The 19,216-nt window shown below is 73.2% G+C and carries 17 protein-coding genes, 1 pseudogene and 1 riboswitch; of the genes and pseudogenes, 14 read left to right on the top strand and 4 right to left on the bottom strand.

Translation table 11 applies throughout. The annotated features are described in order from the left end of the window. Positions 1-352: pseudogene (locus DLJ58_RS13940) on the top strand (primosome assembly protein PriA); the annotation flags it as partial. A 257-nt stretch (positions 353-609) separates the two neighbouring features. Continuing rightward, positions 610-1,593: an AAA family ATPase gene (locus DLJ58_RS13945; protein ID WP_124856504.1), complete on the top strand. Its 984-nt coding sequence runs from the start codon at positions 610-612 to the stop codon at positions 1,591-1,593. Positions 1,594-1,667: 74 nt separating this feature from the next. Here DLJ58_RS13945 and DLJ58_RS13950 read toward each other — a convergent pair whose 3' ends face one another. After that, a complete protein-coding gene (locus DLJ58_RS13950) occupies positions 1,668-2,948 on the bottom strand; it encodes a chymotrypsin family serine protease (protein WP_124856506.1) in 1,281 nt (426 codons plus the stop codon). Positions 2,949-3,186: 238 nt separating this feature from the next. Here DLJ58_RS13950 and DLJ58_RS13955 point away from each other — a divergent pair, with 238 nt between their 5' ends. The 5 genes from DLJ58_RS13955 (at position 3,187) to DLJ58_RS13975 (ending at position 10,049) form a co-directional block, all read left to right on the top strand. Further along, the gene (locus DLJ58_RS13955; protein WP_124856508.1) at positions 3,187-5,670 is read left to right on the top strand and encodes an ATP-binding protein; all 2,484 of its coding nucleotides are present in this window, start codon (positions 3,187-3,189) and stop codon (positions 5,668-5,670) included. A gap of 142 nt (positions 5,671-5,812) precedes the next feature. Next, the gene (locus tag DLJ58_RS13960) at positions 5,813-7,081 is read left to right on the top strand and encodes a cytochrome P450 (RefSeq protein ID WP_124856510.1); all 1,269 of its coding nucleotides are present in this window, start codon (positions 5,813-5,815) and stop codon (positions 7,079-7,081) included. Positions 7,082-7,126: 45 nt separating this feature from the next. Then, positions 7,127-7,684: a peptide deformylase gene (def, locus tag DLJ58_RS13965; RefSeq protein ID WP_124856512.1), complete on the top strand. Its 558-nt coding sequence runs from the start codon at positions 7,127-7,129 to the stop codon at positions 7,682-7,684. 5 nt (positions 7,685-7,689) lie between these two features. Continuing rightward, positions 7,690-8,616, top strand: a complete 927-nt coding sequence (fmt, locus tag DLJ58_RS13970) for a methionyl-tRNA formyltransferase (RefSeq protein WP_112639917.1) — start codon at positions 7,690-7,692, stop codon at positions 8,614-8,616. Continuing rightward, complete coding sequence (locus tag DLJ58_RS13975) at positions 8,571-10,049, top strand: RsmB/NOP family class I SAM-dependent RNA methyltransferase (RefSeq protein ID WP_112622036.1); 1,479 nt, start codon at positions 8,571-8,573, stop codon at positions 10,047-10,049. Before fmt ends, DLJ58_RS13975 begins: the two co-directional genes overlap by 46 nt. A 51-nt stretch (positions 10,050-10,100) precedes the next feature. Here the strand turns inward: DLJ58_RS13975 and DLJ58_RS13980 are convergent, their stop codons facing one another. Beyond that, positions 10,101-10,991, bottom strand: a complete 891-nt coding sequence (locus DLJ58_RS13980; protein ID WP_124856580.1) for a septum formation family protein — start codon at positions 10,989-10,991, stop codon at positions 10,101-10,103. Between the two features lie 82 nt (positions 10,992-11,073). Further along, positions 11,074-11,964 (bottom strand): septum formation family protein, encoded by an 891-nt coding sequence (locus DLJ58_RS13985; RefSeq protein WP_124856514.1) that lies wholly within the window; start codon positions 11,962-11,964, stop codon positions 11,074-11,076. A gap of 254 nt (positions 11,965-12,218) precedes the next feature. Here DLJ58_RS13985 and rpe point away from each other — a divergent pair, with 254 nt between their 5' ends. The 7 genes from rpe (at position 12,219) to ribH (ending at position 18,434) form a co-directional block, all read left to right on the top strand. After that, positions 12,219-12,899, top strand: a complete 681-nt coding sequence (rpe, locus tag DLJ58_RS13990) for a ribulose-phosphate 3-epimerase (protein WP_124856516.1) — start codon at positions 12,219-12,221, stop codon at positions 12,897-12,899. Position 12,900: 1 nt separating this feature from the next. Then, positions 12,901-13,857 carry a response regulator gene (locus tag DLJ58_RS13995; RefSeq protein WP_124856518.1) on the top strand — a complete coding sequence of 319 codons (957 nt, stop codon included), beginning with the start codon at positions 12,901-12,903 and terminating at the stop codon, positions 13,855-13,857. Between the two features lie 78 nt (positions 13,858-13,935). Continuing rightward, positions 13,936-14,106: riboswitch (FMN riboswitch) on the top strand. A 166-nt stretch (positions 14,107-14,272) separates the two neighbouring features. Beyond that, positions 14,273-15,334, top strand: a complete 1,062-nt coding sequence (ribD, locus tag DLJ58_RS14000; protein ID WP_124856520.1) for a bifunctional diaminohydroxyphosphoribosylaminopyrimidine deaminase/5-amino-6-(5-phosphoribosylamino)uracil reductase RibD — start codon at positions 14,273-14,275, stop codon at positions 15,332-15,334. A 1-nt stretch (position 15,335) separates the two neighbouring features. Next, the gene (locus tag DLJ58_RS14005; RefSeq protein WP_124856521.1) at positions 15,336-15,980 is read left to right on the top strand and encodes a riboflavin synthase; all 645 of its coding nucleotides are present in this window, start codon (positions 15,336-15,338) and stop codon (positions 15,978-15,980) included. Further along, entirely contained in the window at positions 15,980-16,669 is a 690-nt protein-coding gene (pnuC, locus tag DLJ58_RS14010; RefSeq protein WP_124856523.1) for a nicotinamide riboside transporter PnuC, read from the top strand. The genes DLJ58_RS14005 and pnuC overlap by 1 nt, the downstream gene beginning before the upstream one ends. Further along, complete coding sequence (locus tag DLJ58_RS14015) at positions 16,666-17,931, top strand: bifunctional 3,4-dihydroxy-2-butanone-4-phosphate synthase/GTP cyclohydrolase II (RefSeq protein WP_112584600.1); 1,266 nt, start codon at positions 16,666-16,668, stop codon at positions 17,929-17,931. Before pnuC ends, DLJ58_RS14015 begins: the two co-directional genes overlap by 4 nt. Before the next feature lie 2 nt (positions 17,932-17,933). After that, on the top strand, positions 17,934-18,434 hold the full coding sequence (ribH, locus tag DLJ58_RS14020; RefSeq protein WP_091401939.1) for a 6,7-dimethyl-8-ribityllumazine synthase: 501 nt from the start codon (positions 17,934-17,936) through the stop codon (positions 18,432-18,434). Between the two features lie 37 nt (positions 18,435-18,471). Here ribH and DLJ58_RS14025 read toward each other — a convergent pair whose 3' ends face one another. After that, positions 18,472-19,215 (bottom strand): amino acid ABC transporter ATP-binding protein, encoded by a 744-nt coding sequence (locus DLJ58_RS14025; protein WP_112584601.1) that lies wholly within the window; start codon positions 19,213-19,215, stop codon positions 18,472-18,474. Position 19,216 lies beyond the last annotated feature (1 nt).

The following is a 19,216-nucleotide window of genomic DNA, read 5'->3' on the forward strand; positions in this document are numbered from 1 at the left end:
GGCCCGCCCGGCGCCGGCCGGCGAACCAGCCGGCGTCCCAGCGCAGCAGCGCCTGCACGGGGGCGAGCGCGCCGTCGGCGACCACCACCACCCGCCGGCCGTGCGGATGGCGAGCGTCACCGGAGCGGCCGAGGCGGTGGCGGACCTGCTGGCCGCGGCCCGGCTGCCGGACGACGCCGAGGTGCTCGGGCCGGTGCCGGCCGAGGAGGGCCGGGAGCGGATGTTGGTCCGGGTGCCCCGGGCCCGGGCCGCCGCGCTCGCCGAGGCGTTGCACTCGGCCGCCGGCGTCCGGGCCGCTCGCAAGGCCGCCGATCCGGTTCGTCTCCAGGTCGATCCGCTGAGCCTGTTCTGAGGCGTTTCGGCCGGTGCGGAGGGTCGCGGACCTCGCCCGGGGCCGGGGCGCCTCGCACACCGCGTCCGGCAAAGCGGTGGCGCCCGAGTGGTAGCATCGCCCGTCATGCCAAGGCGTACGACGGGCTCCAGGTCGCGAGGGGGCGTCAGCCGCGCCGAGCTGGAGCCGTCGCGGGATGGCGCGACGATGGCGGGAACGCGTCGGTCGGGCGCGAGGTCGATGATGTCAATGAGCCGGTGATCAGGGGTGGACCAGTCGTGACCGTTGGACAATCGATCGTCTTCAACGGCGACCTCGGCAGCGGCAAGAGCACCGTGTCGGTCGAGATCGCCAAGCGGCTCGGCATGCGCCGGGTCAGCGTGGGGGACCTCTACCGGGAGATGGCGCAGCAGCGGCAGATGACCGCGCTGCAGCTCAACCTGCACGCCGAGCTCGACCAGGCCGTCGACGGCTACGTCGACCAGCTCCAACGGGACATCGCCGCCTCCGGTGAGCGCCTCGTCATGGACTCCCGGCTGGCCTGGCACTTCTTCACCGACGCGCTCAAGGTGCATATGATCACCGAGCCGGGCGAGGCGGCCCGTCGGGTGCTCGCCCGCCCCTCCGGGCCGGCGGAGAGCTACGCCTCCCTGGAGGAGGCCAAGGCCAAGCTGCGGGAGCGCAGCGTGAGCGAGCGCAGCCGGTTCATCATCCGTTACGGGGTGGACAAGGCCCGGCTGCGCAACTATGACCTGATCTGTGACACCACCCGGGCGTCCGCCGCCGAGGTGATCGAGCACATCGTGGCCGCGTACGAGGGCACGCTCGGCGCCGAGGTGCTGCGCGACGCGCCGCCGCTGCTGCTGCTGGACCCGGCCCGGGTCTACCCGACCGAGGACATCGCCACCCTGCGCGGTCTGTGGGACACCGACTTCGTCGGTGGGGTGGCCGAGGCCGGCGACGAGGCCCTCGAACCGCTGAAGATCGGGTTCACCGGCGAGTACTTCTTCGTCGTCGACGGCCACCGCCGCCTCAGCGCCGCCCTGCAGAACGGCTTCTCCCTGGTCCCCGCCCAGTTGGTCGCCGAGGTCGACGAGCCGGTCGTGGGTGGGATGACCGCGATCGAATACTTCGCCAACCAGGTGCGCCCCGGCCTGATCTACGACTGGGAGGCGGCTCACAAGATCCAGCTGCCGCTGCCCGAGCCCGCGCTGCTCCGCGGCGACGCGGTGCTCGCGGGGGACCCGGGCGCCAGCGTCTGAGCGAGGCCGAGCCGACGCGCGGGGTACGCGCGCCGGCCCGGCCACCGAGTCGTACGGCGGATCGCTGGTACGGCTCAGCCGAGGACGACGCCCGAGGCGCCGACGCCGGCCATGCCGGAGAAGATGTCCTCGTAGTAGAACCGCCAGGCGCAGACCCGGCCGGTGGGGCGGTAGCCGGTACAGGCCGTCGACGTGTTGGTGTCGTCGATGGCGGTGTTGGTGCCGGTGGCCCAGACCTGGAGGGTGTTCGCCGCGTTCACGATCTCCACCGGGCCGCCGCTGTCACCCTGGCCGACGGCGTTGGTGTGGAGGGTGTTCTCCGCCTGGACCTGGCCGCAGACCTGGCCGAAGTCGCGCACGTTGATGCAGAGGTTGCGGGCCTTCACCTGGATCGAGCAGCGGGTGCCGGAGTACGCGCCGGAGGTGCACACCCAGTTGCCGACCTGGCTGGCCGACGCGCCGATCACCTGGTTGCTGAACTCACTGACCACGTTGCCGTTCGCGTCGGTGCTGTTGTTGAAGACCCGGCCGCCCGAGGCGCCGGAGAGCAGCAGGGTGTCGGTGCCGGCGTTGCGGGTGCCGACGATGCCCATCGACTGCCCGGTCGGGTCGGTCGCGGCGTTGTTGATGTTGCCGCAGTGCGCGGCGGAGAGGATCCGCGCGGACCCGCCCTGGAAGACCCCGAAGCCGGTCGAGCAGCCGCCGCCGGTGGTGGCGTTGCGCCAGGCGGCACCGCCCCACCACGGCGCCGTGTCGTCCCATCGGGTCGCCGGCGCGGCGGCGACCCTGGTCTGCACGGTCACCGGCACACCGGCCAGCGCGGTGGCACCGAGCAGCCCGTCCTGCGTGCCGACGAGCAGGCCGGCGCCGTCGGCGCGCGGCCCGACCGTGGTGATCTTGTTGCCGGCGGCGGCCCGTAGCCGGTCGGCCGCGACCATGAGTTCCCGCTGCGAGTACGCGGCGGGCAGCACCTGGGTGGCGACGGTGGCCCGGGCGGTGGCCACCAGGTTGGCGGGCGGCTCACCCTTCCAGTAGACCTGGAGGTGGCGGGTGGTGGGGTCGGCGACGATGCCGGCGAAGCCGGAGTTGGCGCTGCGCTGCGCCGCGTTCGTGATCTGGGCGGCGGCGTTGTTCATGCGCTGCTGCAACCGGAGCAGTTCCGACCAGGAGGCGAAGCCGCCGGGCACCGGCGTGCTGTCGACGAACGATCCGGTGGTGGGGGCCTTGCCCCCGGGTGCGGCGGTGGCCGGTGTGGCGGTCAGGCCTGCGGCGAGCAGCGCGAGACTGATCGCGGTGACGGCGACGCGACGCAGCATCGCGACCGGGCGCCGGGTGGTCGGGTGTGGACGGATCATCGGGTACCTCTTCCCCCAGGGGTCGTGGAGCGGGCCGTGCCCGCACCAGGACGGTGGCAGGGGCGTTGACGCCAGGGGGCGGATCCTGGACGGGACTGGACACCGCTGGACACCGCTGGACGGGGAACGGTCCGCAGTGGAACTGTCAAACATTGGCGGCCGTCTATCGACCGGCGTGGGGCCGGAATTACCCTGCCCGTGCGCGTCCGGGGGGCCGGATGACCGGGGTGGGGGTCGCATGTCTGAGCAGTGGGTACCGTCCGGAACTCATCAGACGTCACACGGGTCAGCCGAGCTGGTCCGCGTCGGCACTGAGGCGCAGACACTGCCCGAGTTGGCCGGGTTGCTGCGCCAGCTGCGCCGCCGCGAAGCCCGACAGCAGGGCGAGACCCTGCTGACGTACCGGCAGTTGGCCGCGAAGACCGGCTGGTCGCGCGGGATCATCGGGGAGTACTTCGCCGGCAACATCCTGCCGCCGCCGGAGCGGTTCGACGCTCTCATCCGACTGCTCGGGGCCAGCCCTGCCGAACAGGGGGTGCTGGCCACCGCGCGGGACCGGGTCGAGGAGCGACGCCGACGCCCGAACCGGGGGCACGCCACCACCGGGCGGGCGGTCGCGCGGGCCGGGGTCGGCGGCCCACGCGCCGGCACCACGTCCCCCCGGTTCCCGATACCCCGCCAGCTGCCCCCGGCGCTGCCCGGGTTCGTCGGGCGTGCGACCCAACTCGCCCAGCTCGATGCCGAATGCGCTCGCGCCGTGGCGCCCGAGAACGACGGCGTGGCGTCGGTCACCGTCATGACGTTGTCCGGTACGGCCGGGGTCGGCAAGACGACCCTCGCTGTCAACTTCGCGCACCGGGTCGCCCACCGCTTCCCGGACGGCCAGCTCTACGTCGACCTGCGCGGGTTCGACGCCACCGGAACGGTGGTGACGGCCGTCGAGGCGGTCCGAGGTTTCCTGGAGGCCCTCGAGGTACCACCCGAACGCATCCCCACCCACCTGCCCGCGCAGGTGGGCCTCTACCGCAGCCTGCTCGCCGGCCGCCGGATGCTGGTGCTGCTGGACAACGCCCGCGACGCCGACCAGATCCGACCCCTGCTGGTCGGCAGCCCGAACTGCCTGGTCCTGGTAACAAGCCGCAACCGGCTCGCTGGCCTGATCGCCGCCGAGGGCGCCCGGCCGATCGGCGTCGACCTGCTCAGCACCGCCGAAGCATGGCAACTGTTGGCCCGGCGGCTCGGCACGGACCGGTTGGCGGCCGAGCCGCAGGCGGTGGACGAGATCATCGAGCGGTGTGCGCGGCTGCCGCTGGCGCTGGCCGTGCTCGCCGCGAGAGGTGCGGAGAAGCCGACGTTCCCGCTGGCCGCCCTCGCGGCCGAACTGCGGGCGGCGCCGCGACCACTCGACTCGTTCGACGGAGGGGACGCCGGCACCGACGTGCAGGCCGTCTTCTCATGGTCGTACCGGAGCCTGACCTCGGCGGCGGCCCGCCTGTTCCGGCTCTTCGGCTGCCACCCCGGACCGGACATCGGGGTCGCCGCGGCGGCCAGTCTGGCCGGGCTGCCCCGGGCCCAGGTGCCCCGACTGCTGGCCGAACTGGCCCACGCGCACCTCGTCACCGAGCACGCCCCCGGTCGGTTCGGCGCGCACGACCTGCTCCGGGCGTACGCGGCCGAGCAGGTCGAACGTCTCGAACCGGAGCAGGCTCGGCGGGCCGCGATCCGGCGCGGGCTGGACCACTACCTGCACACCGCCCACGCGGCGGCACTGCTGTTGCAACCGGGACGGGACCCGGTCACCCTCACCGCCGCCGCGCCGGGTGTGCTGCCCGAGGAGATCACCGACCTCGGTCAGGCGCTCGCCTGGTTCAGCGTCGAGTATCCGGTGCTGCTCGCGGCGGTCGCCCACGCGAGGCGGGCCGGGTTCGACGGTCACGCGTGGCAGCTGGCCTGGACACTGGTGGACTTCCTGCAACGCCGGGGGCGGTGGCCGGACCTGGCCGTGGCGCAGCGCAACGCCCTGGCCGGGGCGCAGCGGGTCGGCGACCGACCCGGGCAGGCGAACGCCCACCGTGACCTCGCCCGGGTGCTGTCCCGGCTGGGCCGGGTGAACGAGGCGGCGAGGAACTACCGGCAAGCCCTGGTGATCTTCGCGGAGCTGAATGACCCCACCGGGCAGGCGCGCACCCACCGGGCGTTCGGCGCGATGCTCGACGGGCTCGGCCGGCACGCCGAGTCCCTGGAGCAGAGCGAGCGGGCCCTGGCGCTGTACCGGGCCGCCCGGCACGTCGCCGGGGAGGCCAGCGCCCGTAACGCGGTGGGGTGGGCGTACGCCCAGCTCGGCCGGTACGAGCCGGCGCTCGGGCACTGCCGGGAGGCGTTGGCGCTGCTGCGGACGACAGGCGACCGGCACGGCGAGGCGAACACCTGGGACAGCCTCGGCTTCATCCACGCCCGACTGGCCGACCACCCGGCGGCGATCCGCTGTTTCCAGCGGGCCCTCGGGCTGTACCGGCGGGTCAGCGACCGCTACGACGAGGCGGACACCCTGTCCCGGCTCGGCGAGAGCCGGCAGGCGGTGGGGGACGCGGCCGGCGCCGCGCGTACCTGGCGGCGGGCCCTGGTCATCCTCGACGATCTCGGCCACCCGGACGCCGAGCGGGTGCGGGAGCTGTTGGCCGGGGAGCCCGCCGGTGACGCTGGGCACACCGGCGGTGGTTGAGCGAGGTGCGCCGCCCGGCGGATCGAGCACATCGTGGCCCCGCGCCGAGCCCAGCCGTGCCCGCGCCGCCACGACGGGGACTGCCGGGAGCGGCCACCACCGGGATGATGGGGTCTCCGACGCATCGACGGGGAGGCCGACCATGGACGCTGCCGAGGCGCTCACACTGCTCATGTCGCCGCAGGGGCGCGTCGATCCGTACCCGACCTACGAGCGGCTGCGCGCGCACGGGCCGGTGGTGCAGGCCATGCCGGGCCTCTACGTGGTGACCGGCTATCCGGAGGTCGACGAGCTGCTCCGCGATCCCCGCCTCGGGGTGCTGGACGACGCGCTGCGTGACCAGATGTGGCCGAACTGGCGGGAGAGCCCCGCGGTGTCGTCGATCGCCCGGTCGATGCTGCGGACCAACCCGCCCGACCACAGTCGGATGCGTCGGCTCGCCTCCGGCGCGTTCAGCCCGCGCCGGGTCGCCGGGATGCGCGACGTGGTGCGTGTCCAGGCCGAGGAACTGCTCGACTCGATGGTGGCAAAGGCCGAGAGCCACGCCCCGGTCGACGTGCTGGCCGACTTCGCGTACCCCCTGCCAGTGGGCGTGATCTGCGCGCTGCTCGGCGTGCCGGCGGCGGATCGGCCGCTGTTCCGCCGCTGGGCCGGTGACCTGACCGGGGTGCTGGAGCCGGAGATCACCCCCGAGGAGCTGGCCGTCGCCGACGCCGGCGCCACCGAGCTGCGCGACTACTTCGTCGAGTTGGTCGTCGCGCGGCGTCGTGCGCCAGCCGACGACCTGACCACCGCGCTGGTCCAGGTGCACGACGCTGGTGGCGACCGGCTCACCGGTCCCGAGTTGCTGGCCAACCTGGTGGTGCTGTTGGTCGCCGGCTTCGAGACCACCACCAACCTGCTCGGCAACGGTCTTGTCGTGCTGCTGGGTCACCCCGAGGCCGCTGCCGCGCTGCGCGCCGATCCGGACCTTGCCCCGGCGTACGTGGAGGAGCTGCTGCGCTACGACTCCCCGGTGCAGCTGACCACCCGGACCAGCACCGCGCCGGTGCGCTGCGGCGGGCTCGACCTGCCGTCCGGCAGTACGACCCTGTTGCTGCTGGGTGCCGCCAACCGCGACCCGCGCCGGTTTTCCGACGCGCAGCGCTTCGACCCGACCCGTGCGCAGGCGCACCCGCTGTCCTTCGGCGCCGGCCCGCACTACTGTCTCGGCGCGGGCCTGGCCCGGCTGGAGGCGCAGTTGGCCTTCCCGATGCTGCTGCGCCGCCTGCCCGAGCTGGCCCTGGCCGAGGTTCCCCGGCACCGCACCCGGCTCACTCTGCGAGGCTACGAGAGCGTCCCGGTGACGCTGGGCACACCGGCGGTGGTTGAGCGAGGTGCGCCGCCCGGCGCCCGGCCGGGCACTCCGTAGACTGGTACGGCACCGCTCGTCCGTCCGAAGAAGGAGCCGTCCCGCGTGACCGTCCAGCCCATCCGTCTGTTTGGGGATCCGGTGCTGCGCACGCCGGCCGATCCGGTGGTCGACTTCGACGCCGAGCTACGTCGGCTCGTCGCCGACCTCACCGACACGATGCGTGAGCAGAACGGCGCCGGCCTGGCCGCGCCACAGCTCGGTGTGAGCCTGCGGGTGTTCACCTTCGACGTCGACGATGTCCTCGGGCACCTGATCAACCCGGTGCTGGAGTTCCCCGACGAGGAGGAGCAGGACGGCCCGGAGGGCTGCCTGTCGATCCCCGGGCTCTACTTCGACACCAAGCGTCGGCAGAACGTCGTCGCCAAGGGCTTCAGCTCGTTCGGCGACCCGATGCAGATCGTCGGCACCGGCCTGATGGCGCGCTGCGTGCAGCACGAGACCGACCACCTCGACGGGGTGCTCTTCCTGGACCGACTGGACCCGGAGGGGCGCAAGGATGCCATGAAGGCGATCCGCCAGGCCGAGTGGTACGACGCCGCGGCCCCGCCCACGGTCAAGCTCAGCCCGCACATCAGCGACCCCTTCGGTCTGGGGCGCTGACCCGGATGCGCGTGATCTTCGCCGGTACGCCGGCCGTCGCCGTTCCCGCCCTGGCCGCCGTCGCCGCCTCCCGCCACGAGCTGGTGGCCGTGGTCACCCGGCCCGACGCGCCCGCCGGGCGTGGGCGGGGCCTGTCCCGCTCGCCGGTCGGCGCGTGGGCCGACGAGCACGGCGTCGAGGTGCTCACGCCGGCCCGACCCCGCGACCCGGAGTTCCTCGACCGGCTGCGCGAGCTGGAGCCGGCCTGCGTGCCGGTGGTCGCTTACGGCGCGCTGGTGCCGCCGGCGGCCCTGGAGATCCCCCGGCACGGCTGGATCAACCTGCACTTCTCCCTGCTGCCCGCGTGGCGTGGCGCCGCGCCCGTGCAGCACGCCGTGCTGCACGGCGACGAGCTGACCGGGGCCAGCGTCTTCCAGCTGGAGGAGGGTCTGGACACCGGCCCGGTCTACGGCACGCTGACCGACGAGATCCGCGCCACCGACACCTCCGGCGACCTGCTGGGGCGGCTCGCTGATTCCGGCGCCGGGCTGCTGGTGGCGGTGCTCGACGCGATCGCCGACGGCACTGCCCGCGCCGAGCCGCAGCCGGCCGACGGGGTGTCGCTGGCGCCGAAGCTGACAGTGGACGACGCGCGGGTGCGCTGGGGCGACCCGGCCTTCGCCGTGGACCGGCGAATCCGGGCCTGCACGCCCGCGCCGGGCGGCTGGACCACGTTCCGCGACGAGCGGGTGAAGCTCGGCCCGGTCGTCCCGGTGCCCGACGGCCCCGAGCTGAAGCCGGGGGAGTTGCTGGTGGAGAAGTCCCGGGTGCTGGCCGGCACGGCGACGGTGCCGGTACGCCTCGGTGAGGTCCGCGCCGCGGGCAAGCGGGCGATGGACGCGACCGACTGGGCGCGCGGCGTCCGGGTCGGCACAGGAGAGGACTTCGCGTGACGGCACCGGAGGGAACCCGACCGACGCGCTCCGGCCCGTCGACCGGCCGTGGCGGGGATCGCCGCCCGGTCCGACCACCGCTGGACCGACCGCGCCGCGCCGCGTACGAGGCGGTGGCGGCGGTGCACCGGGACGACGCGTTCGCCAACCTGGTGCTGCCCATCATCCTGCGGGAGGAGGGGCTGTTCGGTCGGGACGCGGCCTTCGCCACCGAGCTGACCTACGGCACCCTGCGCCACCTGGGCACGTTGGATGCGATCCTGACCGACGCGGCCGGCCGGGACGTGGCCCGGATCGACCCGCCGGTACGCGACGCGCTGCGGCTCGGGGCGTACCAACTGCTGCACACCCGGGTGCCGGCGCACGCCGCGGTCTCGTCGACGGTGGACCTGGTCCGTTCGGTCGCACCGGGGGCTACCGGTTTCGCCAACGCGGTACTGCGCGAGGTGTCCAGCCGTGACGCGGACGCCTGGGTGGCGAAGCTCGCTCCACCGATGGAGACCGACCCGGTCGGGCACCTCGCGTTGGCGTACAGCCACCCGCAGTGGATCGTGCGGGCCTTCTCCGAGGCGCTCGGCGGCGATCTGGGTGAGACGGAGCGCCTCCTGATCGAGGATAATGAGCGCCCGCCGGTGCACCTGTGCGCCCGGCCCGGCCTGATCGACCCGGTCGAGCTCGCCGACCAGGTCGGCGGTGCCCCCGGTGCCTTCTCGCCGTACGCCGTCTATCTTCCCGGCGGATCGCCGGGCGACATCCCGGCGGTGGTCGACGGCCGGGCCCACGTCCAGGACGAGGGCTCCCAACTGGTGGCCACCGCGCTCGCCGACGCGCCGCTGGACGGCCCGGACGGACGTTGGCTGGACCTGTGCGCCGGCCCGGGTGGCAAGGCCGGGTTGCTCGGCGCGCTGGCCGCGCAGCGCGGTGCCCGGGTGACCGCGGTGGAGGTGGCCGAGCACCGCGCCCGGCTGGTCTCCCTGGCGACCCGGGACCTGCCGGTGGCCGTGCTGACCATGGACGGCCGTGAGGTCGGCGGCGACCCGAAACTGCCGGAGCAGCACTTCGACCGGGTGCTGGTCGACGCACCGTGCACCGGGCTGGGGTCGCTGCGTCGTCGGCCGGAGTCGCGCTGGCGTCGCCAACCGTCCGACCTGCCGCCGCTGACCCGGCTGCAACGGGAACTGCTCGGCGCGGCACTGCGGGCGGTCCGCCCGGGTGGCCTGGTCGCCTATGTCACCTGTTCGCCGCACACCGTCGAGACGCACGTGACGGTGACCGAGGCGGCCCGCCGCAGCGGGGTTGCGGTGGACTTCGTGGACGCCCGCCCGCTGCTGCCGGCCGGCATGCCCGGTCTCGGTGACGGGCCGACCGTGCAGCTCTGGCCACACCGCCACGGCACCGACGCGATGTTCCTCGCCGTCCTGCGCCGAGGCTGATCCGACCCACGCGTCCGGCCGGTCACCCGACCGGCCGGACGCGGTGCGCGCTCAGGTGACCGGGAGGCCCTTGGTGCCGGCGTTCTTCATCGAGCGGGTCAGGTTCCGGTCGGAGATCCAGAGGAAGCACTGCACGCCCCGGTTCCCGTTGCGCCACTCCTCCTCGTACGGCTGGTAGTAGATCGTGCCGGCGCGGAAGTCGAGCTGGGAGTTGTCCGGAACCTTGGCGTACTTGGCGATCATCGTCTGACAGGCCCGGTGGGTCCGCTTGGTGCTGCGGGTGAACTCGGCGTAGCTGGTGTCCGGCGCCTGCCAGACGCCGACGAACTCGGCGTGGTGCTTGGCGGTGCAGGAGACCGGGACCATCTCGTCGATGTCGTCCTTGACCAGCTTCGGGTTGAAGCAGCGGTACGCCAGCGGGGCCGCTCCGGACAGCGCGCCCCGGAGGCTGCCGGTGCGCAGGTCGACCGCGGTGTCGTCGATGCTGGCGATCTCGGTGACGTCGCAGCGGTACCAGCGGGCCCCACCCGACCAGGCCTGCGGTGACGGCAGCACGACGGTCAGGCCGAGCCGCCCGGAACGCCAGTCGGCCCCCACCGCCTTGTTGACCGCCGTGTCGCACCCCGTCTGCGCGGCCCGCATGCCGGCCGAGCCGGGCTGCGGGGGAGTGCCGCCGTCGGCGCCCGGGCCGGTGAGGGTGCCGACGTGCATGGTCTCCACCCGGTGCGCCTCGGTGCACGCCGTCGGGTTGTAACCGGTCAGGAAGCCGACCTGCTGGGAACTCTGGTGGCAGACGTCGGCAGCGGGGACGAACTGCTGCGCCGCGACGGGCGCCGGCCAGTCGTCGATGAGGTCAGTGTCGATTCCGGCGGGTGCGCCGCACCCGGCCAGTGCCAGGGCCAGCGCCCCACCCCCGGCGAACGCCGCCAGCCACCGTCGCATTCCGACCTCCCGCCGCTGCTGGCCCCCGACCGGACCCAGCCGGTCGATGGCGCCACGGCGCAGCAGCATACGGCAACGACGCTCAGATCGCGGGCAGTCCCTCGGGACCGGCGCCGCGCATCGAGCGGGTGAGTTTGCGGTCGTCGCTCCACAGGAAACAGCGCACCCCACGGTCGCCCTCCTCCCACTCCCGCTGTGACGGTGGGTAGTAGATGGACCCGGCCCGGTACGGCAGCTCGCTGTTGTTGGGTACCGCCGCGTACTCGGCGATCAGGGCCATGCAGCGCTGGTGCGCCTGCTCGGCGGACTTGGTGAACTCCGCCCAGCTCATGTCCCGCTCCTCGTAGACGCCCACGAACTCGGCGCGGTGCGGCTCGGTGCAGAGCACCGGCGCCATGTAGTTGAGGTTGTCGCCGATCAGTTTGGGGTCGAAGCAGCGGTGCGTCAGTGGCGTGTCGCCGATCAACGCGCCGCGCAGGCTGCCGGTGCGGTTCACCGGGCGGGTGTTGTCGATGCTGCCGGTCTCGCTGAGGTCGCAGCGGAACCAGCGGGCGCCGCCGGCCCAGGCGGGCGCGGACGGCAAGGCGAGGGACAACGCGAGTCGGGCGGTGTGCCAGTCGCCGCCGAGCACCTCCCGGGCCCGCTGGTCGCATTCGGCGCGAGCCGTGCTCAGCGCCGACGATCCGGGTTCCGGTCGGGCCTCGGTCAGCGCGTCGGGCCCGACGAAGGTGCCGACGTGGATGGTCTCGGCCAGGTGGTTGCGCGCGCAGTCCACCGTCTCGTACGTGCTGGCCTGCACGACTGTGGCGATCCGTGGCAGGCAGGTGTCGGTGGCGGGGGCGAACGGCTTCGGAACCCGCAGCGTCGGCCAGTCGTCGGTGAGATCACCGTCCGCGCCCCGCGCCGGCGTGCAGCCGGCCAGCAGCATCGTCGTGACGCTGGCCAGCACCAGCGCTGGAAGCCACCGTCGCATCGTCCGCCCTCCCGGGAGCTGGCGGCCGGTCGCCGCGCCCCGCGGCGAGACCCCGGCGGGCGTGCAGCCTACGGCACCGTCCCGGTTGGAGTGTCGTCGCGTTTCCGTCGATCGGCCAGTGGCTGATGTCTGTTCGTCCGGATTCGGGGGTCCGGAGCGTCCAATTCTGCACCAGTGGTCACTGCTGGATCACAGCGCGTCCCCGATGGTGCCGCGATGCGGGTGGCGGGTCGCCACGTTCGTACACTGGCCCCGTGACCGTACCGCCGCCGATCGTCGCGCCGAGCATCCTGGCCGCCGATTTCGCCCGCCTCGCCGAAGAAGTCCGCGCCATCGAGGACGCCGCGGACTGGTTGCACGTCGACGTGATGGACAACCACTTCGTGCCGAACCTGACCATTGGGCTGCCCGTGGTGCAGAGCCTGCGGGCTGTCACGGCGATGCCCTTCGACGTGCACCTGATGATCGAGGACCCGCGCCGGTGGGCCCCCGGGTACGCCGACGCCGGGGCGTACAACGTCACCTTCCACGCGGAGGCGTCCGACGACCCGGTGGCGCTCGCCAAGGACCTGCGTTCGGCCGGTGCGAAGGCGGGCCTGGCCATCGACCGGGACACCCCGATCGAGCCCTACCTGGACCTGCTGCCCAGCTTCGACACCCTGCTGATCATGACGATCAAGGCGGGCTTCGGTGGGCAGCGGTTCATTCCGCAGCTGCTCGAGAAGGTGCGGACGGCCCGGCAGCACGTGTCGGCCGGGCACCTGGAGCTGCGCATCGAGGTGGACGGCGGGATCGCCGCCGACACCATCGAGCAGGCGGCCGCGGCGGGCGCCGACGCGTTCGTGGCCGGCACCGCCGTGTACGGGGCCGCCGACCCGGCGGAGGCGGTACGGCACCTGCGGGCACTGGCGGAACGCGCGGCGCCCGGGGCCTGAGGTGGAGCCCGAGGCCGACCGCAAGGACATCATTCTCGTCGTGGACGACGACGAGGACATCGCCCGGTTCGTCGAGTTCAACCTGCGGCTGCACGGCTTCGAGGTGATCCACGCCAGCGACGGCCAGGAGGCCCTGGAGATCATCGAGCGCCAGCGGCCGGACCTGGCGGTGGTCGACCTCATGATGCCCCGGATCGACGGGCTGGAGCTGACCCGCCGGTTGCGCGCCGACCCGATGACGTCCGCCCTTCCGGTGATCATGCTGACGGCCAAGGGGATGACCGTCGACAAGGTGCACGGGCTCAGCGCCGGCGCGGACGACTACCTGGTCAAGCCGTTCGACACCGCCGAGCTGGTGGCCCGGGTCTCGTCCACGCTGCGCCGCAACAAGGAGTTCCGGGAGGTCTCCCCGCTGACCGGGCTGCCCGGCAACAGCCGGATCCGTCGGGAGATCAGCGATCGGGTCCGAAACGGCGTGGACTACGCCGTCGGCTACGTCGACATCGACCGGTTCAAGAGCGTCAACGACCGGTACGGCTTCGTGCGCGGCGACGACTTCATCTCCGCGCTCGCCCGCAGCCTGCACCGGGCGGTGGTGGGCGTCGGGCTGCCTCCGGCCTTCCTCGGTCACGTCGGCGGTGACGACTTCGTCATCGTCTGCGCCCCGGACCAGGTGCGCCCACTGACGTCCCGGGCGGTCGTCGACTTCGAGACCGCCGCCGACACGCTCTACGACCCGACCGACCGGGAGCGCGGCTTCGTCGAGTTGAAGGATCGACGCGGCAACATCCGGCGGGCGGCCCTGGTCACGCTGTCCATCGGGGTGTCCCTCTCCGACGCCGGCAAGCGCTTCACCGACCCGCTCGAAGCGATCGCGGTGGCCTCGGAGATGAAGACGGTGGCCAAGAGCCAACCGGGCTCGTACGTGGCGGTGGACCGGCGTCGCGGCGTCACCTGAGCGTGATACCGCTGTGAAGTAGCTCGCCTAGGTGGCGGCGGAGCCGGATCGGCGTGTAAGACTTCCCGTGTACCCACCACGCGCTGGCGGGACTCGGTGAAATTCCGAACCGGCGGTGATCCACGGTCCAACCGTGGTCAGCCCGCGACCCGGACGGCTCTGCCGTCCGGTGGACCTGGTGAAAATCCGGGGCCGACGGTTGGGGGCGGTTCGTCCGCGCCCAGACAGTCCGGATGGGAGACAGCGCGCGGGACGGACGGGTCCGAGCCGGCCGCTGGCTTCAGCGTGCCGTGCCGACCCCCCGGGGCGGCTGTGCCGTTCCCGGAATCCGCCACCGCCTGCCCGTGGCCCCATGGCCACCGCCTCCCTGACCGCCCGCGCGCGGACCGGCGAGTGAGAGGGCAGGGGCAGCGCAATGGCCAGCGTCTCCGTTGATGAGGCGATGCGGCGTGCGATCGAGTTGGCAGCGCGCGGGCTCGGCACCACCAGCCCCAACCCGGTGGTCGGGTGCGTGCTCCTCGACGAGGGCGGCGAGGTCGTGGGCGAGGGCTTCCACGCGTACGCCGGGGGGCCGCACGCCGAGATCGTCGCCCTGGCGCAGGCCGGGCTGCGGGCGAAGGGCGGCACCGCTGTCGTCACTCTGGAACCCTGCGATCACACCGGCCGCACCGGCCCCTGTAGTTCCGCGCTCGTCCAGGCCGGGGTGGGTCGGGTGGTCATCGCCGTCCCCGACCCGAACCCGGTCGCTTCCGGGGGTGCCGCCACCTTGCGCGCCGCCGGGGTCCGGGTCGATCTGGGGGTACGCGGTGAGGAGGCCGAGGCCGGCAACGTCGCGTGGTTGACCTCGATGCGCCGGGGCTGGCCGTACGTGATCTGGAAATACGCCGCCACGCTCGACGGGCGCTCCGCCGCGGCCGACGGCACCAGTATGTGGATCACCTCGGAGGCGGCCCGGATCGACGTGCACGCGCTGCGCGGCACTGTCGACGCGGTCATCGCCGGGGTGGGCACCGTGCTCGCCGACGATCCCCGGTTGACAGCCCGCAACCTGCGCGACGGCAGCCTGGCCATCCGGCAGCCGCTGCGGGTGGTGGTGGACAGCTCGGGGCGTACCCCGGCTGACGCCCGGGTCCGCGACGGCGCCGCACGGACGTGGATCGCGACCGCCGACGAGGTCGGCGCCGACCCGGACGGCCGGGTCGACCTGTCGGCGCTGCTCGCGGCGCTGCACCAGCGCGGGGTCCGCGCGGTGCTCCTGGAGGGCGGCCCCCGGCTGGCCGGCGCGTTCCTGGAGGCCGGCCTGGTCGACAAGATCGTCGGGTACGTCGCGCCGCGGTTGCTCGGCGCCGGCCCGACCGCTCTGGTCGACGCGGGAGTGACCACCATCGCCGAGGCCATCGATCTGGAGTTCGTCGACGTTACGCAGATCGGTCCGGATCTCCGGATCACCGCTTTGCCCCGGAAAAGGGAGGGCTGAGATGTTCACCGGCATCATCGAGGAATTGGGCGAGATCGTCCGGGTCGCGCCGACGGCAGGCGATTCGGCGCTGCTGGGCGTACGCGGCCCACTGGTCACGTCCGACGCCCGGCACGGCGACTCGATCGCCGTCAACGGTGTCTGCCTGACCGTCGTGGAGGTGGCCGACGGTGTCTTCACGGCCGACGTGATGGGGGAGACGCTGCGCCGCTCCGCGCTGGGCGCGCTGCGCCCCGGGGACCCGGTCAACCTGGAGCGGGCCGCCGCGCTCGGTAGCCGGCTCGGCGGGCACCTGGTGCAGGGCCACGTCGACGGCGTCGGTGAACTGATCTCCCGGGAGCCGGCCGAGCAGTGGGAGACCGTCCGGTTCCGACTGCCCGCCGCCCTGTCCCGGTACGTGGTGGAGAAGGGCTCGATCACCATCGACGGCGTCTCGTTGACCGTCGCCGCCGTCGGCGCGGACGAGTTCGCCGTCGGGCTGATCCCGACCACGCTCAAGCTGACCACGCTCGGCGCGAAGGGCGTCGGCGACCCGGTCAACCTGGAGGTCGACGTGCTGGCCAAGTACGTGGAGCGGCTGCTCGGCGACCGGCTCACCGACGCCGACGCTCGCAAGCTGGCCTCCGACCCGGGCGGGGTGGCCTGATGGGCCCGCTCAGCTGGCTGCTGGACGCGCAGGTGCACGTCGCCGGCTCGCCGGTGCTGGCCAGGGAGATCGTCGGCAACGCCTTCGGGTTGGTCTCGGCGCTGCTCGGGTTGCGCCGGCTGGTCTGGGCGTGGCCGGTCGGCATGATCGGTAACGCGCTGCTCCTCACCGTCTTCCTCGGCGGGGTGTTCGCCACCCCGCAGGAGCACGACCTGTACGGGCAGGCCGGCCGGCAGGTGTTCTTCTTCGCGGTCAGCGTCTACGGCTGGTGGCGCTGGCAGCGCAACCGTCGCGCCGACGCCGGGCAGGCGGCGGTCGTGCCGCGCTGGGCCACCGGACGGGAGCGACTGATGCTGCTGGTGGCCGCAGTGATCGGCACCGCCGCGGCGTACCCGCTGCTCAAGGCTCTGGGCTCCTGGGGCCCGCTGCCCGACGCCTGGATCCTCACCGGCAGCCTGCTGGCCACGTACGGCATGGCCCGCGGCTGGGTGGAGTTCTGGCTGCTCTGGATCGCTGTGGACGCGGTCGGCGTGCCGCTGCTGCTACGCGGCGGGTTCTACCCGTCGGCCGTCATGTACCTGATCTACGGCGCCCTCTGCGTCTGGGGCTTCGCCGCCTGGTGGCGCACCTCCCGCGCCGTCCGACCGGCGACCGTCCGTACGCCCATCTACACGGAGGCTGTCGCATGACCAGCTTTGGGGATATCGAGCAGGCGATCGCGGACATCGCGGCCGGCCGGCCGGTCGTCGTGGTCGACGACGCGGACCGGGAGAACGAGGGCGACCTGATCTTCGCGGCCGAGCTGGCCACGCCGGAGTTGATGGCGTTCATGGTCCGCTACACCTCCGGCTACGTCTGCGTGGCGCTGACCGAGAGCGAAGCCGACCGGCTCGACCTGCCGCCGATGCACCACACCAACCAGGACCGGCGGGGCACCGCGTACACGGTGACAGTGGACGCCCGCGAGGGGGTCAGCACCGGCATCTCGGCGGCCGACCGCGCGCACACCAGCCGGCTGCTCGCCGGCGCGGCGACCGACCCGACCGACCTGGCCCGCCCCGGGCACGTGGTGCCGCTGCGCGCTCGCGAGGGCGGGGTGCTGCGCCGACCGGGGCACACCGAGGCGGGGATCGACCTGACCCGGCTGGCCGGGCTGCGTCCGGCCGGCGTGCTCTGCGAGCTGGTCAACGACGACGGCACCATGATGCGCCTGCCGGACCTGGAGAAGTTCTCCGCCGAGCACGGCCTCACGCTCGTCACCATCGCCGACCTGATCGCCTACCGGCGGCGTACCGAGAAGCAGGTCGAGCTGGTCGCCGACGCCCGGATGCCGACGAAGCACGGGGTGTTCCGGGCGCTCGGCTACCGCGCCGAGCACGACCCGGCCGAACATGTCGCGATGGTCCTGGGTGACATCGGTGACGGCCAGGACGTGCTGGTCCGGGTGCACTCCGAGTGCCTGACCGGGGACGTGTTCGGCTCGCTGCGCTGCGACTGTGGGCCGCAGCTGGACGCCGCACTGGCTCGGGTCGGGCAGGAAGGCCGGGGCGTGGTGCTCTACGTCCGTGGGCACGAGGGGCGCGGCATCGGCCTGCTGCACAAGCTGCAGGCGTACCAGTTGCAGGACCTGGGCCGCGACACCGTCGACGCCAACCTCGACCTGGGCCTGCCGGCCGACGCCCGCGACTACGGCACCGGCGCGCAGATCCTCTACGACCTGGGCGTGCGGTCGATGCGGCTGCTGACCAACAACCCGGCCAAGCGGGCCGGGCTGGAGGGGTACGGGTTGACCATCACCGGCCGCGAGGGGCTGCCGGTCGGCGCGCACCCGGAGAACATGCGCTACCTGCGCACCAAGCGGGACCGGATGGGTCACCTGCTGGACGAGTTGGACGAGGTGTCCGAGGCGCCGCTGGGGCGTCCGGTCGCCAACGACGAGATCGGAGCATGACGATGGCGGGTTTCGGTGAGCCGGGAGTCGAGGCGGTCGACGCCGCGGGGCTGACCGTCGGGGTCGTTGCCGCCCGCTGGCACGGCGAGCTGACCGATCACATGCTGGAGCGTGCGGTGGCCGCCGCCGAGGCGTGCGGCGCGCGTTCCGTGGTCGCCCGGGTCGCCGGCTCGGTCGAGCTGCCGGTGGTCGCGCAGGCCCTCGCCCGCCGCTGCGACGTGGTGGTCGCCCTCGGCGTGGTGGTCCGTGGGTCCACCGCCCACTTCGACTACGTGTGCCGTTCGGTCACCGACGGGCTGACCCGGGTGGCGCTGGACGAGGGCAAGCCGGTGGCGCACGGAGTGTTGACCGTGGAGACCATCGAGCAGGCCCGCGACCGCGCCGGTCTGCCCGGCTCGGCGGAGGACAAGGGCTGGGCCGCCACAGTGGCGGCGCTCGACGCGGCGCTGGCCGTGCGGACGGTGGCGGCGGGCAACGCCCAGCGGGTCGGCTTCGGCGGCTGACGCCTCGGCCGCTTCGGCCGTCTCTGAAGGCGGGCCCTCAGAGACGGCCGGCCTCGATGATCCGGCGCAGGAACTGCCGGGTACGAGGCTGGGTCGGCTCGCCCAGCACCTGCTCGGGCGGGCCGCTCTCGATGACCCGCCCGGCGTCGAGGAAGCACACCTCGTCGGCGACCTCCCGGGCGAAGCCCATCTCGTGGGTGGCCAGCACCATGGTCATGCCGTCGGCCTTCAGGTCGCGGATCATCGCCAGCACCTCGCCGACCAGCTCTGGGTCGAGCGCGGAGGTGACCTCGTCGAGCAGCATCAGTCGAGGTGAGTTGGCCAGCGCCCGGACGATCGCCACCCGCTGCTGCTGCCCGCCGGAGAGCCGGTCCGGGTAGGCGTCCGCCTTGGCGCCGAGCCCCACCCGGTCGAGCAGTTCCCGGGCCTGCGCCTCGGCCTCCGCCCGGCCCCGCCGGTGTACGCGGCGCGGCGCGAGGGTGATGTTGTCCAACACGCTCAGGTGCGGAAAGAGGTTGTACGCCTGGAACACCATGCCGATCCGCCGCCGGACCCGATCGGGGTCCACCCGGGGATCGGAGATGTCCTCCCCGTCCAGCTCGATGGTGCCGTCGTCCAGCTCCTCCAGCAGGTTCACGCACCGCAGCAGTGTCGACTTGCCCGACCCGGACGCGCCGATCAGCGCCACCACCTGATGCTCGGCGACGGTCAGGTCGAGGTGGTCGAGCACGGCGTGCCCGCCGAACTCCTTGCGCAGGCCCCGACAGCGCAACAACGCCATG

Origin of the sequence: Micromonospora arida (assembly GCF_003857035.1) — a bacterium.
GTDB classification, from domain to species: Bacteria; Actinomycetota; Actinomycetes; order Mycobacteriales; family Micromonosporaceae; genus Micromonospora; species Micromonospora arida.